Source organism: Bacillus sp. B1-WWTP-T-0.5-Post-4 (assembly GCF_009183795.1).
GTDB classification, from domain to species: Bacteria; Bacillota; Bacilli; order Bacillales; family Bacillaceae_G; genus Bacillus_A; species Bacillus_A cereus.
On record NZ_WEIJ01000011.1, the window covers coordinates 70,528 to 87,621 of the forward strand.

Below are 17,094 nucleotides of genomic sequence, written 5' to 3' on the forward strand. Positions count from 1 at the left end.
TTAATCTAGATATTAAAATATAAATAAATAGAACGAAACAATACTTAAAATTCAATCAATATGTAAATTCATTCCATAGTTAATGATTTTTAGTTTGCTTGCCACTGCTTGCAAACTAAAGTTATCCCAAGCAGTACTATAAAGTGGAATGCGCCTTTTCTCTTGTATTGATATGGCCTAGGCTGTAACAACATCAGTACCATATCCGTTCCCTTGAAACTCAGCTAAAGTTTCCACACTTGCCTCAGCAGCTACGGGCGTACTTCTGGCACTGCAACAAACAGAAACTACTTTTTCATTTTTTACAATTGCCAAATAAGGTTGCCTCCTTATTTACTCCATTTACCATCCATTCATAATCTATTTTTCATGTTCAAAATAAAAATCCCATTCAAATACACATTACTGAATCCATCATACTAACTGATTTCTTCATTCTGTCTATCTAAATGGGATTATTTTTCGTTTTTTACTCTACTGGTTGTTGTGGCTGTACTACTTCATTCGCTCCAGCTACCCTCAACATATTTACAATATCTTTAAAACCTCTTTTTTCAGCGTATTGCAGTGGTGTCAGATGTTCCTTGTTAGCCATGTTTACATCTGCACCGTGATCAATAAGTAATTGAATTACTTTCTTATGGTTTTCACTACCATTTCCTAATACAATTGCTTCTAATAACGCTGTTCCACCACGTTCATTTTTATAATTCACATCAATATCTGTATGCTCTAATAATTCTTTAACAACCTCTACATGGCCACGCTCAGATGCAGAAATAAGTGCTGTCCCACCTGACCTAGTCGTTTCTTTCGTATTAACTCCTGCATTAATTAATACTTTTACAATATCCGTATATCCTTCTCTACTTGCATAAAGAAGTGGATTACTTTTTTTCTCATCTTTAATTTCAATATTAGCACCTGCACCAATTAATGCTTTAACTGTCTCTACATGATTTTGGTACGTCGCTGCAAGGACAGGCGTTTCTCCGTTGTCACCTTCTACGTTTATATTCGCTCCATCCTGAATCAACTTCATAGCTGTCTCTGTGTCTCCAAGAGTAGCTGAAAGTAACAACTGTTTGTCCATTAAATTTATACTTTTCTCTTCTTTAGATTCTTCCTGTTCTTTATGCTTCTCTTTTTTCTTCTCATTTTTCACATGAACCGGTTTCGATTCTGGTTCTTCTTGCTTATCGCAAGCCACTACCGTCATTAAAAGTCCTAATAAAATACATAATAAAATTTTTTGTTTTCTCACAACTACAGCTCCTATGAAAGATAATGTTTTCTTAACCATTCCTCCATCACATACAATAACTCTTCTTGAGTACATTTATCCATAAGCCCTTTAGATTCCTTCTTTAATCGGATTATCTTAAGCTTATACTATGTTTCTCAACCTATTGAAATGATACGCCTGATGGCCCCATCATTAACATTATGAAGCAATTAGTTTAGCACGTTTTTACCGCATTTGTATACATTTCTAAAAAGTACATAAAGTGAAACTTTAATTAGTGGGGGTTTTGTTCATCCACCACTAATTATTAGCCCACACCAGTTGGGCTTTTACGGGCAGCCCGACTCCACCTAACTTCTTTGCTTTCACTAAATTTTGAGGTGGGGATCTTACCGCCCGTTAATGCGGGATAAATGATTGCTTTAGGTTACTATATTCCATTGTAACCGTTCTTCTAAAAATTTTACACCTTTTCTATATTTGCACCTGAGTAATAATAGAAAAAGACAACTATATAGTTGTCTTTTTCTATTATTAATGATGTCCACCATGATTTCCTGCCTTCGGTTTCCCCATCATCTCTTTATTCATTTCCCATTTATGCTCTGCTAGCTCTTTATACGAAAGAACTTTCCCCTTATAGTTAGATACAAAGCTCTCTGCATCTTTTTTATTTTTAAATGAGATGACATTATAAGCCATCGGTGTCGTTATTGTTTTATCATATACGTAAGTAGCGTCTTCTAACGAAATCCAATCTTTCGAATCATAATCTCGGACAAATTTCTCTTTCGTCTTTTCATCTGAGTTGATCTCCATCCATTTATACATACAACCGATATCATCAAACTTTAACGCTTTTCCATTTTCTAAAATAATTTCTGTTGCAAATTGATTATCTGTTACCCTAATTTGGCAAATATCACATTTATCATGTTTCTCATCAATGGCAACAGCTGCTGTTTCCTTTTTCCCACACCCGACTACCGTAAATACGAAACATAAACATATAGCAAGTACGACATATTTTACTTTCATCAATATTCCTCCCTAGAAACCGTATACTCCACGAAAAGAATACCAAAAGGTTGTGTGAGATTTGTGAAAAAACAATGTGCTTTTTGTAATATAGGAAACCAAAAAAGATGTGTAGTTATTTCTACACATCTCTCATCACTCGCAACCTGTAATTAACAAATCATCTTCTAATTTAACTAATAATGTATCCGCACTAATTTCCTGTCCAACTTCTACATTTACCAATCTTATATTTCCACTAATCCCGACTGCAACCTTTTCAAGCTCACCGTTACTTTTTCGGATCATCATTAATTTTTCCCACTCATATACGTAAGAAGATTCATTAACAAAAATCTCTTCTACTTTTCCTTCATAAGAGCTATAAATCTCTTCCATTCTTGTTTTCATATAAAATCTACTCCCTATTTCACACTTCACTATTTTCATCTTATTCTACCATTCTTATGAGAAGCAGCTTACTTTTTAAAAATTCAAATTAACTACCGTGAACAAAATGACCAAAATAAAAATTATGCTTCTAATGATGTTATTTTTCAAATTATTTACCATTTGAATAGATGCTTTTATTATAAATAAAAAACCTTTTTCTGAATTTTTATTCTATTTTGAAAGCGCAATCATTCTTTTAAGGGGGAAATTACATGTTAGCACTACTTGGATTTGCGATGGTATTTGTCTTTATGTTTTTAATTATGACGAAACGTATGTCAGCGCTAGTAGCATTAATATTAATTCCGAGTGTTTTTGCATTAATTGGCGGATTCTATGCCAATATGGGGCCTATGATGTTAGAGGGGATTCAAAAATTAGCACCTACTGGTATTATGCTTATGTTCGCTATTTTATATTTTGGGATTATGATTGATAGCGGTTTATTCGATCCTGTCATTAGTAAGATTTTAAAATTTGTAAAAGGAGATCCTTTAAAAATCGTTGTCGGAACGGCTATATTGACTATTATCGTTTCTCTAGATGGTGATGGTACAACAACATACATGATTACAGTTTCCGCAATGTATCCACTATATAAGCGCCTTGGAATGAACCCCCTCATATTAGCTGGAGTTGTTATGTTAGGGGCAGGGGTAACAAATCTTACACCTTGGGGTGGACCGACAGCTCGTGTTATGAGCGCACTTGGACTTGAGGCTTCCGAATTATTTACACCTCTTATTCCAGGAATGATTGCTGGTGCAATTTGGGTTGTTTTCGTTGCCTACTATCTTGGAAAAAAAGAAAGAAAACGTTTAGGAATTATGGATGTACAGTATTTAAAACAAATGCAAACAATGGATGAGCAAGCTGCAACTGTCGAAGCCGCAGTGCATAAACGTCCTAAACTTCTATGGATTAACTTTTTATTAACCGCTACATTACTTGTCTGTCTCATACTAGAAGTTATGCCGTTACCTGTTTTATTTACAGTCGCTTTTGCTATCGCTGTTATGATTAACTATCCAAACTTAGAGCAACAGAAAGAACGTATTGCTTCTCATGCAGGGAATGTATTAGCAGTTGTTTCTCTCGTATTTGCTGCCGGTATTTTCACTGGTATTTTATCTGGAACAAAAATGGTAGATGCCATGGCTAACAGTGTAGTAACTCTTATACCAGATGCACTTGGACCACAATTGCCAATTATTACAGCTCTTCTTAGTATGCCATTCACATTTTTCATGTCCAATGATGCATTTTACTTTGGGGTATTACCTATTTTAACTAAGGCTGCTGCTACTTACGGAATTAGTGCAGCTGAAATGGGACGTGCTTCCTTACTTGGGCAACCCGTTCACTTATTAAGTCCTCTTGTTGCATCCACTTATTTATTAGTTGGGATGGCAAAAGTTGATTTTGGTGAACATCAACGTTTTACTTTATTGTGGGCAGTTGGAACGACAATGGTGATGTTGATTACTGGCATTGTAATTGGGATTATTCCAATATAAGACGCAAAAAACAGTAGAAGAAATAAATCCTCTACTGTTTTTTATTATGAAGAAACAAGAAAATACCGTCTCTCCGGTCTCCCCACACTCCCATATATTAGCTCTGCGTGGACTTTCTTCCCAGATATTAAATACTCTAAATAGCGCCTTGCAGTTGATCGACTTACGCCTACCATTGAACTTAGTACCTCTGCTGTAATCCCTTCTTCATTAACTGTTAACATATGTTTTTTTATTTTTGCTAAAGTTAAGGGGTCTATCCCTTTCGGGGCATATTCCATTTCATTTCCCTTTACGCCTCTTTGAGACCATAAATGTTCTATTTGTTCTGTAGATAATTGATTATTTTTCTTCAGCTGCACAATCTTTTTTTGATAACTTTCCAAACTCGCCTTAAATCGATCAAACATTAGTGGCTTTACAATATAATCTGTTACTCCGCCCCGCAGGGCGTGCCTCACTACATCTGTTTCCGATGCCGCTGTAATCATAATAATATCTGTATCGTGCAAATGATGCCTAATATATGTGACAAGTTCCGTTCCTTGCATATCAGGTAAGTACACATCTAATAACACAAGCTGTGGCTTCACAAGCTCTAGCCATTCTTTCGCTTGTTCTCCAGTCGTTGCCGTTCCAATTACTTTAAATCCCTCAATTTTTTCAGTAAAACGACGATGAATGTCAGCAATCCGAATATCATCTTCTACAATTAATACTTCAATCTCCTCACCCATTACTATTCGCCTCTCTCTTTCGGTAGTGCAATAATAAATAACGCACCACCTAAATCCCCTTTTTCGATTGCAATACTTCCATTTAAATCTTCTACTAACTCTTTCACTTTTGCTAATCCATATCCTCGCTCTCCTCCTTCTTTCGTCGAAAAGCCTTTATAGAATATGCTAGTAATTATTTCATCATGAATCCCTTGCCCTGAATCTTCCACTTCAATTAATATTTCTTCTCCAATATCAGTTACAAACATCCTTACCCTCTTATCATTCTCTTCATTTTTTTCAATTGCTTCAAATGCATTCGTAATTAAATTTCCTAAAATAGAAACGACATAATTACTCTCAATATGTGGACTTAATTTGTCTAAACCACTTTCTCTATCTAGCATAAAATCAATCTTCAACTCTCGTGCTCTATTATAAAATCCAATTAAAATTCCACCTAGCCATGGATTTTGAATCCGCTTCATAATAAATTGAACAAAATCTTGATATACCGCTGTTTCCTTATGAATAAGCTCTAAAGCATCTTCATATGATTCTAATTGGATAAGACCTGAAAGCGTATACAATAAATTGTTATATTCGTGCGCTTGCGCTCGTAATGCCTCTGTATATTGCTTCGTCTGAGATAATTCTGCTGTTAACTGATCCATTTCAGATTTCAAACGTAAGCTCGATACAACGCCAGTTACTTTATTCTTTACTTTAATAGGTAGACGGTTCGCAATAACAGCCTGTCCTTTTATATTTAATTGGCGATCAAACTGTTCTTCACCAGTTTGAAGTACATCTAGTATCGTTGAATTAGGAATTACATTTAAAATAAATTCCCCAATAATATTTTGTTGTTTATCTAGCGAAAGAATATCATAAGCTGCTTGATTGACTAAACTAATCATGCCATTTTTATCGATTACAATAATCCCTTCACGTACAGATTGAATCACTGTACTATGCTCTTCATATAAAGATGAAATTTCTTCTGGTTCCATACCGAACATCATTCTTTTTATACTTGCCGCTAAATATATAGAGCCGATTACTCCAATTAATAGCCCTATTATTGTAATCCAAAATACACGCTTTCCATACACCTCTACCGCTCCATGAATATCATCCATTGAAAATCCAACAGACACCACACCAATGATTTCATTTTCCTGATTACGGATTGGAACTTTTCCGCGTAATGAAGGGCCTAATGATCCAGTTGCTTTCGAAACATATGATTTTCCTTCTAATAAAACGCCTTTGTTATCTCCACCAATCATCGCTTCTCCTATTTTATCTCGCTCAGGATGTGCATATCGAATCCCCTCTTTATTTCCAACTACAATGAAGTCAGCCTCTGTATCCATTCGAATTCTTTCTGCAATCGGCTGAATAATAGAAGCTGGGTTTTCTTTTTGAAAAGCTTCCTTTATTTCAGGTATAGCAGCAACTGTTTTCGCAACATGCAAAGCCCTTTTGCCAATTTGCTCTTCTACCGTTTCAGATAATATGTAATAAAATAAATAACTCGTTAGCATAAGTACAACTAAAATAAGTGTACTAATAGTTAATGTAATTCTCGGTTGGAGTTTTAATTTTTTTAATTTCAAAACCATTCCCCTAACATGATTAAAGATAGAATTTAAAGAATATACAGTCTCTTTAATTATACTTAATCATAACACGGTTACTCTATATTTCTTTCTTTTTCTCTTCATAAAAAAAGAAACGAAGTAAAATTACTACCTCGTTTCTTAACATTCGTTATTACACTTTAAACTTACTAATCATCTCTTGTAATTCTTCTGCCATTTGTGATAAATGGACTGCTGCTGCATTTATTTCATCTACTGAAGCTAATTGTTCCTCAGAGGAACCAGCAATATTTTGAACGCTTGCTGCATTTTCTTCAATTGTAGCTGCAATTTCATTAATAGATGCACTTACTTGTTTTGCATCTACCGTCATTTGTTTTGCTACATCTACCATGTTATCAATTTGTACAACTGTATCATCCGTAGATTTCAATATTTCAGCAAAGCTTTGCTTCGTTTCATTTGCAACTACAAGTCCTGATTGTACTTCTGCTCCAACTTGATTCATAGAGCTTACTGTTTCTTTTATATCAAATTGAATCTCTTTCACTAGTTTCCCAATTTCCGTAGAAGACTGTCCTGATTGTTCTGCTAGCTTTCGCACTTCATCTGCTACAATTGCAAATCCTCTTCCTTGCTCTCCAGCTCTCGCAGCCTCAATTGCCGCATTTAACGCTAATAAATTTGTCTGTTCTGCAATATGTTGAATCACTTCAAGGATTGCTCCAATTTGTTTCGACTTATCGTCTAACAAACCAATGATTTTGTCTGACTGTGAAACAGACTCATGAATTAATTGCATTTGATTCACAGTTTGTTCAACTAACTTCCCACCATTTTCAGCTTTTTTCTTCGTATACATAGAGGCTGTAGATACTAATGAAGAACTATCTGCAACACGCTGAATTCCTTCTGTAACTTCTTCTAACAATGTTGCTCCTTCTTCAACTTCTTTCGTTTGTATTTCTGCACCACTTGATACTTGCTCTATCGCCTGTGTAATTTGTTCCGTCGCTTCGCTTGTCTGCTTCATACTAGCTGTTAATTCTTCTGAAGATGCCGCTACATGACTTGCTGAAGTGTTTATATTGGAAATGACACTTTGTAACGATGCAGCCATCTCGTTAAAACTTTCTCCTAGCTGTCCAATTTCATCTTTAGAATGAACTGTAATTGATTCTGTTAAATCACCTTCACTAATCTTCTTCGATGATATGACAAGTTGTTTTAACGGTTTAATAATAGACGCAATTATGAAGTAAATTACAATCCCACCGATTATTAGTGAAATTCCAAGAACAGTTACTGTTTTATAGAAAATAGGTTCAGCCGCTTCGATAATTTCTTTGGAAGGCATAATTCCTGCTATTTTCCACCCAGTTTTCTTATTCGTTTTAAAAGTGATATTGCGATCTTCACCATCTAATGAATAATGAAAATCCCCAGCTTCCTGTTTATACAATTCTTTACTAAGTTTCTCTTCTAATTTCTCTCCTGGCTTCATTTTCGGGTGCGCTACTACATTTTTATCTTGATCAAATATCGCTACATATCCTTCCTTACCGATATTAACCATCTTGGAAGTAGTAACAATATTATTAATGATTAAGTCAATCCCAAGAACTCCACTTTTATCCTCGTTTTGTTTTGCTAGTGTAATAACAATATTCCCTGTCGTTTTTGACTTATATGGAGCAGTTACAATTACCTCTCCACTTTTCTTCACGGCCTCTTTATACCAATCTCTTTCTGTAGGATTATATCCATCTGGCATCTGAATAGCTGGTGATTGAATGAACTGTCCATTACTAGATCCTGTATAGATTGCTTCCATTTCTGGATGCAGTTTATTGTATTCTTCTAGTTTATTTTGTATGTTTTGAATTTGATCTGCTTGGTAACTTGATTGTGTGAATAATTTCGTAAAATAAGTTGCATCTACTTTTTTACTATCCAATTCTTTATTAATTACATTATCCAAAATTTTTATATTATCTTTCGCCGAGTTTAAAATCGTTTCATTAAAATTCGTCTTCGCCTGTTGATAAGACGTCCAACCAATTACAATACTTGGAAGAACTAAAATAATAATAAATGATACAAGTAACTTTGTTTTTAAACTACTACTCCTTAATTTCCCTTGAAACATACTTCTACCCCTCCATACCGTTTTAAATGTAATTAATTAACATTTAATCTTTCTATAAAAATAATACGATTTAAATGTATCGATGAGACTCTCTATCTTTTTCTACATCATAAAGAATTGATACATATCTTTTTCATTCTATATAAATTAAATAATTAAAACAATATATAAAAATGTATATTATTCGAAATATTATAATTCACAGAAGAACCTCTAGTATTTCACTTACTAGAGGTTCTTTCCACCTTATTATTCTTTATCTTTTTCTACTTCTTTTTTCTCATCTTCTACTACAGATACAACAGGTTTATCACTTGATAATTGTTGTACTGCTCCTTTTCCTGCAAATCCTTCTAATAGCTCTTTTAAGTCAATTCCAGAAGAAGCCTTTAACGTTTCTTGCATCGTTGCCATTAAATCAGTCGCATAGCCCGCAACTTTTCCGGCCCCGCTATTTTTACCACCGCCGCCTGTATCGACAACTGTGATTTTATCAATATTACTAAGCGGACTTGCAACTTCCTTCGCATAACTTGGAAGCATTTTAAGTACCATATCCATAATTGCCGCTTGGCCATATAACTCAAATGCCTCTGCAATTTTTTGTTTCGCTTCTGCTTCTGCTAAACCTTTTAACCTAATAACATCGGCTTCTGCCGTACCTTGTGCTTTTTGTACTTCCGCTTTTGCTTGACCTTGCGCTTTTTCGATTTCCGCCTTCGCTAAACCTTCCACACGTACTTCTTCCGCACGCGCTCTCGCTTCAGCCTCAATCTTATATTGATCCGCATCTGCCTTTTTAATTTGTTTTACTTTTTCTGCTTCCGCTGATTGCTCAACAGCATAGCGATCTGCATCTGCTTTTTTCTTTACTTCTGCATCGTATTGCTTTTCACGACGCGCAATCTCTTTTTCTTCTAATTCAATTTGTTTCTCACGCTCAATGATTTTAACGCGCATTTGCTCTTCTGTAACACCTTGTTGCGCTTTCGCTTGTTGTAATTCGTAAGAAAGATCCGCATCTGCACGTGCTTGCTCTTGTTCTCTCTTATAGGACTGTACTTTTAATTCTTTATGTTTTTCAGCTTCAGCGATTTGTGCATCACGTTGATATTCTGCTTCTTTTGCCTCTTTTTCAGCACGTGCTTTTTCAATACGTGCTTCTTTTTCACGCTCTGCATTTGCAATTGTTGCATCACGCTTAACTGTCGCAATTTGCGGCTGACCAAGCGCATCTAAGTATCCGTTTTTATCCATTATTTCTTTAATTGTGAAAGAAACAATGCGAAGTCCCATCTTCTTTAAATCTGTAGAAGCTACTTCATGTACCTTTTGAGCAAATTGCTCTCTATTACTATACGCATCCTCTACTGTCATAGAAGATAAGATTGCACGTAAGTGACCTTCTAAAACCTCTTTTGCTTCTACTTTTAACTCTTCTGTTTCTTTTCCTAAATATTGCTCAGCTGCAGTAGATACTTCTTCAATTGTAGAACCTACTTTAATAATAGAAACACCATTTACTGTAACTGGAACACCTTGCTTCGTATACGTATCACGTGTACCAACTTCTAATTTGTAGTTTAATAAGCTTAAAGGCTCTGCTCTTTGCATAATTGGAACTACGAAAGTACCGCCCCCACGGATAATCTTAATCTTCTTTCCATCATCAGTGGTAACAACATTCTTTCCTCCACCAAGCCAGTTCCCTGTAACAATTAACGCTTCATCTGGACCAACCGTACGATACTTCGTAATGAATACTAAAATGAGTAGAATTAAAATTGCCAGTAAAACTCCACCGATAATTAATGGAATCGTCATGTAAATTCCCCCTTATAATTTTGGTTTTTTTAAAGAATAAGCGATGTTTTGTACAAGTAAAACACCATCTTGGACTCCCTCGATAATAACCTCTGTTCCTTGCGAAATATCTTTTTTTCCAACAGTTTTAGCTGGGATTGCATTACTTCCAAATTGGGATAAAATTAATACTTCACCAAATCCTTCTGTAGGAATTGTCGTAATGACTTCTCCTTTGCAACCGATAAATTCATCCATACGTTGCATCGTATTTTGTTCTGCTTCTGCAATCGGTTTTAAAATTAGTATTTTCATGATGAAAACACCGATAAAAGATATAGCAAATGCAGCCCCGAAAATAGTAATACTATTAAAGGAAAATAAGTACTCTCCTATATAACTAAGCCCACATAACATGGCGAAGAAACTAAGTAATAAAGTAACAACGGATACAGATCCGCCCCCAAAACTAAATATCGATTCAAATATATCTCCAAAGAAGATATAAATAACAGTGAGTATAGTAGCAATAATAAATCCATATAAATAAATTGTTTCAAGTGGATAACCAAACAAGACCATTTCTTATCCCCCTTTCTTAAACAATCCCTTTTTTGTTATGTGTATGCCCCACCTCTTTCAAAGATTATAGTTCTTAATTTTCAGTTATTTAATCTTTAAAGAAAAGCCTGTAAAACAGGCCCCTAAAAAAGAACAGGAGAAACCTATTGTGACAGGCTCCTCCTAGAAAATAACCGATATATTATATATCTATATAATATACTATTTTCCACAAAAAGTAAAGTTAAACATACATTGGAAAAGTGCTTATTTTCCCCCGATTGGTGTGGGCTAATAATCATTGGAGGATGAATGATTAAAGTTTCACTTTACTGATAATGAGTACGTTCCATCGCCATTATCATATTTATATACATACAAGTAATACTTGCCTGGTTTTGCATTAAATTTCGCTTCTATATGATTCCCATTGGCTTGACCGTAAGCTGCATAATTTTGCATATCTGATTCATGGTGAAGTACCCATGTCATCCCAATTCCATACTCATTTAAAACAGAAATGTCGATATCTTTCGCTGATGCTACATTAAATGTATAAACATCAGTATGGTCCCCGCCAATAAGATTACCTTTTATCGTACTATTTAGCCCGATACGATTTGCTTCCTCTGGACGATTATTTGGTTCTGATTCTGTTAAACTTCCATCTTTAATCGTAACAGTTGTTTCGCTTCTACTCTCTTTGCCTTTATCATCTTTTACTCTTAACGATACTTTATAAGAACCTTCTCTTTCATATACATGTACTGGATTCACTTCTACACTTGTGCTTCCATCTCCAAATTCCCATAAATAAGAAACAATTTTTCCATCTTCATCGTTTGAGCCATCACTTTTAAATTGAATTCCCTCTTTTACAAGACCGCTATAAGGGCCATTTATATTAACCGTTGGAGCTTTATTTTCTCCATCATCTTTTGCGATTCCATGGAAGACTACATCATATTCAAATTCATTTGAGCTATTCACACGATAATTGACGAAGTATGCTGTAACAGTTTTGTAGCCACTCCATTCTTTTTGCGCCAATTGTTCTAAAGATTCATTTACTCTTTTACTCATTGCTTTCCAATCTTCTGATTCACCTTTTGTGACACTACCTGTATACGTACCTTCTAATGTAAATGTATTAAAGAATTGAGAATTATGTTTTGTCATTTTTGTATCTTTCATAGGCAACGTATCACTAATTTCTTTTTTCACTTCAGTTAACGATTTCGGTGCATGTTCAGCTAAATAATCATCTGCTACTTCCGGTACATTATATTTATCTTGATTATCAATTAACTGCTGCATATACTCTTGATACTCTTTATTTAACTTAGGATCTTTACTTAGATTTTCACGATATGCATCATAATTTTTCACGTCATTCGCACGAATCAAATCTTGAATTTTATCAAATGTTTCAAACTGATGCGTATATAAGTAAGACTGCAATGCGAACGAGTAATTATAGAAATCCCAAGAACCGTATTTAGCAAATAGTGTACGCTCTGCTGTATAACGGCTTGCAGGATCAGATGATAATCCGCTAATTATACTCTTTCTTGGTACAACGTTATTCGTACGAGTAGATCCTGCGAAAAACTCTGCATTTCCTTCTTGGAACCAAGTTAGCCTTTCATTTTGATACATATCTCCTCTTCCAAATAAACCAGGAACTTCATATCTCCCTTGCAGATAATGAGTAAATTCATGACGGAATAACTCTTCTAAACTATAAATACTTTGCTCTGGTGTACGCTCATATGTAAAGAATGTACCTGTCTCTTCAATATAAATTCCACCGTTGTTTGTTTCATATCCATACAATTGTCTATTTAACTGATATTCATCTGGACTATTATAAATTACGATCGTTAATACATCATCCGCATTTCCTGGCTCTAACGCTTTGTCATTTCCAATTACACGGTGATACTGTGCCTTTACTTCCTTCGCAGCCCAATATAGTCTCTTAATTTTTTCTTCTGATACTTTATCTCCTGTTTTGAACACAATTGATCCATCGTCGAATGTATACGTTTTTGGTAGGTATTGCTCTTTTCCTTCTTTACGTATTTTCTCTAAATCTACTGTATTCCCGCTATAATCTTTACCATTATAATTTGTTGTAATTTGTTCTACCGCAACAAAATACGGTTCACTTAAGCGCGGGTACATATGCATTGCTTGTGTAACAACCTCTAATCCTTTATTTGGATTGCTATGAAACTTCCCTAAACGGCTAGCAAAATAAATGCCATTATTAACGAGCCATTTATTTTCTGGCGTTACTTCATTTAGAAGAGCAATACGATTTATTTCATTAATAAACCCATCTACTTTTCCATACCACATCGTTTCATTCGCTTCTTTACGAGCCTCAGTTAAGTACGACTGCATATCATAGTCAATACCTTGCATAATATCGTATATTGCTTGTCCCTTCATTCGATCATTTACATAAGTAGTATAATTATCATTGTATTGCTTTAAAATATTCGATGCATATTGAACCGTTTCAACATCGCTTGAAGCATTACTAATTAATTTACCGTACGCAGATACGACTGTATCTTGTTCAACTGTACCAAGCTTAAAGTTTGGATTTTTTGCGATTGCTTTTAAAGCAGGTAAACATTTATCCTGGAAGCTTCTTTCATTTAAGTCGCTTAATTCACTATTATAAAATGCAAGATAAAAAGCTGAACGCAGCACTTCAGTAAACGTTTGAATTCCTTTTGAATCATCTTTCGTAAATGTACTACCTCTATGAGCTAATTCATCTATAATGACTTGCATTTTTCCTTTATCTTTATAAAAAGCCTTTGCATCTTCATTAAACTGGAATAAGTCTGTAATTTGGTGCCATTTAATACTGCCTAACGTTTCAACTAATTCTTGGTCATTCATTTTGTTTAAATCAGCCATTGAATAGCTTTCTTTAACCTGCTTTACTGCAGTTTTCTTCGTAATAGATGCTGGTCGCTGTGAAAAATCTCCTACTTTTAAACGTTCTTGAAATGATAAAGTTTCATCAACTTTTGAAATATGTCCAACTTCATCTACCGACTTTTCAATTCCAACCGGTTTCGTTTTTAACACGTTATACGGTACTTTTTCTTCCGCTGCTGCATGAGTTTGAAGTGCGCCTAACGATAAAGCCATTGTACTAATGCTAAGCATCACTTTATTGATCTTTGATTTCTTGTTCATATCCTTGCCCCCTATTTTAATATTCCATTCAAGAATTTAACATAAAATCTGGATGTAACAATATAAAATGCAATATTTCATATTATTTCTTCCTATAATTTGTACATATCGTGAACGCATTGCTCTTTACCTCCCTAAAACAAATTGCATCCTTTCACATTATAAAAAGGGAATTTTTTGACAATTAAAAACTTAATTGTTATGATTATTATAATTGTTAACTTTATTAAATAAGGGTGGGATTCTATGATAAAAAAAGAAAACAGTGTATTTTATATCTCCTTCTTGCTAACAACATTATTCATTATATGGGGAATTACCCCAGCAAGTTGGATACAAGGCTACGATTTACAAAGTGTTACATCTTCTTTAAACTCATTTATCCTCAATAAATTTGGATGGTTTTACTCTCTACTTATGACTACAATGATTATTTTGGCTGCTTATTTAGCATTTTCCAAGTACGGTTCTATTCGTCTTGGTAAAGATGGAGAAAAGCCAAAATATAATTATCCATCTTGGCTATCCATGTTGTTTGGGGCAGGAATGGGAATTGGACTCCTCTTTTATGGAATCGCTGAACCGATTTCACATTTTACAGATCCATTAACAGGAAAAGCGGGGACAGAGGAAAGTGCCAAACTCGCTATGCAATATTCATTTTTCCACTGGGGTCTCTTTCCATGGTCACTATACGCAATGGTCGCTTTAACAATTGCATATTTCACATTCCGCAAACAAAAAGGTAGCACTATCGGGGCTACAGTTACTCCATTATTTAATCGATCGAAAAATTCTCGTATCGGAAAAACAGTCGATATTTTAGCTGTTTTAGCCACAGTATTTGGCATTGTACCATCTGTGGGGATTGGTGCTCAACAAATTGCTGGAGGATTAAGCTATTTATTCCCTTCTATTCATAACACTTTACTTACACAGCTCGTACTTATCGCCATCTTCGCCGTTTTATATTTAACGAGTGCACAAACTGGCTTAGATCGTGGGATTAAATATTTGAGTAACTTAAATTTCTCTCTTGCAGGTATTTTACTCGTCTCCTTTTTATTTTTAGGGCCAACCGTATTTATTATGAAATATTTCACATCTACACTCGGTTCTTATATTGGAGCTTTGCCTAGTATGGGATTAAATTTAGGAGCATTTAATGAAAAATCTTCTTCTTGGATTGAAAACTGGACTATTTTCTATTGGGGATGGTGGATTTCTTGGTCTCCATTCGTCGGTACATTCATCGCTCGTATTTCTAAAGGGCGCACAATAAAAGAATTTATTTTTGGAGTTGTATTAGTCCCGACTCTTATCTGTACATTTTGGTTTGCAGTATTTGGTGGTACCGCAATCCATATGGAAATGTTCCAATCGCTTGGAATAGCTGATGAAATTGCAAAAAATGGTACAGAGATTGGATTATTTGCTGTTATTTCACACCTACCATTCTCTACATTTTTAACGATTATCGGGTTGATTCTAGTAGCCACATTTTTCGTTACTTCTGCCGATTCAGCAACATTTGTCGTTTCCATGCAAACGAGTAACGGAAGCTTATCACCGAAAAATAGTTTAAAACTTATATGGGGATTAACAATCGCGATAATTGCCGCTATTTTATTACAAGCTGGAGGATTAAATGCACTACAAATCGCAGCTATAATTGCTGCGCTACCATTTTCTATTGTAGTCGTTCTTATGGTTATTTCACTCTTTAAAGAACTACGAAAAGAAGATGTTAATTTGCAAACGAAAGAAGTGCCGAAAAAAATAAAAAAGGTTATGTAACGATTGGCGCCTCAAATTACTTTTAAATCCGTGATAAATGAGGAAAGAATAAATTAATAAAACCCATTCATATGAATGGGTTTTTTACTCTATTATATAGTGTTGTAAACATGCCTTCTCCTCAAAACCTACCCTCTTGTACAACTTCATCGCACAATCATTATTGGTATTCAAGCATAGTACTATCTCTCTCATCCCTTGGAAAGAGAAAATATACTGAATTGCCCCTTGCAATATCCGCTCTCCGACACCTTTTCTTCTACTATTTTCAGCGGTTGCAATAAATTCAATATTCGCTTCATGAAACTCCGGATTTACTTCAACATATACATAACCTTCTAACTTACCATTCTTCATACTTACAAATAATTTATTCGTATCACTTAAACGTTCAATGATTTCATTTCCTTCATAATATGTATTAGGAAAAATATTATTATGTAAAACAATAAACTGCTCAAATACTTGTTGAGATGCTTCCTCTACTTGATTTATTGTACATTGCTCCACATTAGTTTTCTTTAAAATTAAAACGCTATGTTTCTCTTGTTTTTTAGCTTGTAAATATTTCATAAAGTCGATACCATTACTATTTTTCACGTGATAAAATCCATGAAACTTTTGAATATGAAGTGGAATTTTCTCGATAAGTTTCTTCCACATACTTAAAGCAATCTCTCCCCAATTCGAAGCTATAATAAAAGGCCCCCAAATCTCCGCACTTTCGCTTATCTCATCTATATCAAATCCTAATACACCTACAATTTCATTATTAGCATTATAAGAAACGACAAAAGACTTCTCCCACCCTATATCAGAAAAACCATGAAGAATAGCGTCCAATATTTCTTCATGATTTTCCCCGCAATAACCAACATGCTGCGTAATATCTTTATTCATCATCGAAATAAATTCTGCAGCTTCTTCGATCTTTGAAATAGAATTAATATGCATAACTTCCCCTCCTTTTCTAATACACTTAGACAATCACTAGTAATATCCT

Annotated in this window: 12 protein-coding genes and 2 pseudogenes; 2 read left to right on the forward strand and 12 right to left on the reverse strand. The window is 34.6% G+C overall.

Annotation, left to right across the window (positions count from 1 at the left end; all coding sequences use genetic code 11):
- Positions 1-51 precede the first annotated feature (51 nt).
- The 4 genes and pseudogenes from GBN91_RS24345 to GBN91_RS24360 all read right to left on the reverse strand — a co-directional run.
- Positions 52-327: pseudogene (locus tag GBN91_RS24345) on the reverse strand (GNAT family N-acetyltransferase); the annotation flags it as partial.
- A gap of 142 nt (positions 328-469) precedes the next feature.
- Positions 470-1,339: an ankyrin repeat domain-containing protein gene (locus tag GBN91_RS24350; RefSeq protein WP_000287336.1), complete on the reverse strand. Its 870-nt coding sequence runs from the start codon at positions 1,337-1,339 to the stop codon at positions 470-472.
- Between the two features lie 441 nt (positions 1,340-1,780).
- Complete coding sequence (locus tag GBN91_RS24355) at positions 1,781-2,284, reverse strand: nitrous oxide reductase accessory protein NosL (protein ID WP_152122558.1); 504 nt, start codon at positions 2,282-2,284, stop codon at positions 1,781-1,783.
- A gap of 135 nt (positions 2,285-2,419) precedes the next feature.
- Complete coding sequence (locus tag GBN91_RS24360) at positions 2,420-2,674, reverse strand: hypothetical protein (RefSeq protein WP_076876414.1); 255 nt, start codon at positions 2,672-2,674, stop codon at positions 2,420-2,422.
- A gap of 254 nt (positions 2,675-2,928) precedes the next feature.
- Here GBN91_RS24360 and GBN91_RS24365 point away from each other — a divergent pair, with 254 nt between their 5' ends.
- A complete protein-coding gene (locus GBN91_RS24365) occupies positions 2,929-4,233 on the forward strand; it encodes a CitMHS family transporter (RefSeq protein WP_000880474.1) in 1,305 nt (434 codons plus the stop codon).
- A gap of 44 nt (positions 4,234-4,277) precedes the next feature.
- Here GBN91_RS24365 and GBN91_RS24370 read toward each other — a convergent pair whose 3' ends face one another.
- The 7 genes and pseudogenes from GBN91_RS24370 to colA form a co-directional block, all read right to left on the reverse strand.
- Positions 4,278-4,970 carry a response regulator gene (locus GBN91_RS24370; protein ID WP_000503463.1) on the reverse strand — a complete coding sequence of 231 codons (693 nt, stop codon included), beginning with the start codon at positions 4,968-4,970 and terminating at the stop codon, positions 4,278-4,280.
- Positions 4,971-4,972: 2 nt separating this feature from the next.
- A complete protein-coding gene (locus GBN91_RS24375) occupies positions 4,973-6,580 on the reverse strand; it encodes an ATP-binding protein (protein WP_002060713.1) in 1,608 nt (535 codons plus the stop codon).
- A gap of 151 nt (positions 6,581-6,731) precedes the next feature.
- A complete protein-coding gene (locus tag GBN91_RS29785) occupies positions 6,732-7,679 on the reverse strand; it encodes a methyl-accepting chemotaxis protein (RefSeq protein ID WP_370512796.1) in 948 nt (315 codons plus the stop codon).
- Positions 7,674-8,708, reverse strand: a pseudogene (locus GBN91_RS29790) (HAMP domain-containing protein); the annotation flags it as partial. The gene GBN91_RS29785 and the pseudogene GBN91_RS29790, both read right to left, overlap by 6 nt.
- Positions 8,709-8,957: 249 nt before the next feature.
- Positions 8,958-10,532: a flotillin family protein gene (locus tag GBN91_RS24385; protein ID WP_000155019.1), complete on the reverse strand. Its 1,575-nt coding sequence runs from the start codon at positions 10,530-10,532 to the stop codon at positions 8,958-8,960.
- Positions 10,533-10,544: 12 nt separating this feature from the next.
- The gene (locus GBN91_RS24390) at positions 10,545-11,093 is read right to left on the reverse strand and encodes an NfeD family protein (RefSeq protein WP_000242444.1); all 549 of its coding nucleotides are present in this window, start codon (positions 11,091-11,093) and stop codon (positions 10,545-10,547) included.
- A gap of 303 nt (positions 11,094-11,396) precedes the next feature.
- Complete coding sequence (colA, locus tag GBN91_RS24395; RefSeq protein ID WP_061113507.1) at positions 11,397-14,294, reverse strand: collagenase ColA; 2,898 nt, start codon at positions 14,292-14,294, stop codon at positions 11,397-11,399.
- A gap of 246 nt (positions 14,295-14,540) precedes the next feature.
- On the opposite strand from colA, the gene opuD reads away from it, so the two are divergent.
- A complete protein-coding gene (opuD, locus tag GBN91_RS24400) occupies positions 14,541-16,091 on the forward strand; it encodes a glycine betaine transporter OpuD (RefSeq protein WP_152122559.1) in 1,551 nt (516 codons plus the stop codon).
- Positions 16,092-16,175: 84 nt separating this feature from the next.
- On the opposite strand, the gene GBN91_RS24405 is transcribed toward opuD, so the two are convergent.
- The gene (locus tag GBN91_RS24405) at positions 16,176-17,045 is read right to left on the reverse strand and encodes a GNAT family N-acetyltransferase (protein ID WP_152122562.1); all 870 of its coding nucleotides are present in this window, start codon (positions 17,043-17,045) and stop codon (positions 16,176-16,178) included.
- Between the last annotated feature and the right edge of the window lie 49 nt (positions 17,046-17,094).

Bases quoted from the DNA above. Each gene is read 5' to 3' on its own strand.
- GBN91_RS24350 (WP_000287336.1), bottom strand. From the start codon at position 1,339: ATGTACTCAAGAAGAGTTATTGTATGTGATGGAGGAATGGTTAAGAAA.
- GBN91_RS24355 (WP_152122558.1), bottom strand. From the start codon at position 2,284: ATGAAAGTAAAATATGTCGTACTTGCTATATGTTTATGTTTCGTATTT.
- GBN91_RS24360 (WP_076876414.1), bottom strand. From the start codon at position 2,674: ATGAAAACAAGAATGGAAGAGATTTATAGCTCTTATGAAGGAAAAGTA.
- GBN91_RS24365 (WP_000880474.1), top strand. From the start codon at position 2,929: ATGTTAGCACTACTTGGATTTGCGATGGTATTTGTCTTTATGTTTTTA.
- GBN91_RS24370 (WP_000503463.1), bottom strand. From the start codon at position 4,970: ATGGGTGAGGAGATTGAAGTATTAATTGTAGAAGATGATATTCGGATT.
- GBN91_RS24375 (WP_002060713.1), bottom strand. From the start codon at position 6,580: ATGGTTTTGAAATTAAAAAAATTAAAACTCCAACCGAGAATTACATTA.
- GBN91_RS29785 (WP_370512796.1), bottom strand. From the start codon at position 7,679: ATGGCTGCATCGTTACAAAGTGTCATTTCCAATATAAACACTTCAGCA.
- GBN91_RS24385 (WP_000155019.1), bottom strand. From the start codon at position 10,532: ATGACGATTCCATTAATTATCGGTGGAGTTTTACTGGCAATTTTAATT.
- GBN91_RS24390 (WP_000242444.1), bottom strand. From the start codon at position 11,093: ATGGTCTTGTTTGGTTATCCACTTGAAACAATTTATTTATATGGATTT.
- colA (WP_061113507.1), bottom strand. From the start codon at position 14,294: ATGAACAAGAAATCAAAGATCAATAAAGTGATGCTTAGCATTAGTACA.
- opuD (WP_152122559.1), top strand. From the start codon at position 14,541: ATGATAAAAAAAGAAAACAGTGTATTTTATATCTCCTTCTTGCTAACA.
- GBN91_RS24405 (WP_152122562.1), bottom strand. From the start codon at position 17,045: ATGCATATTAATTCTATTTCAAAGATCGAAGAAGCTGCAGAATTTATT.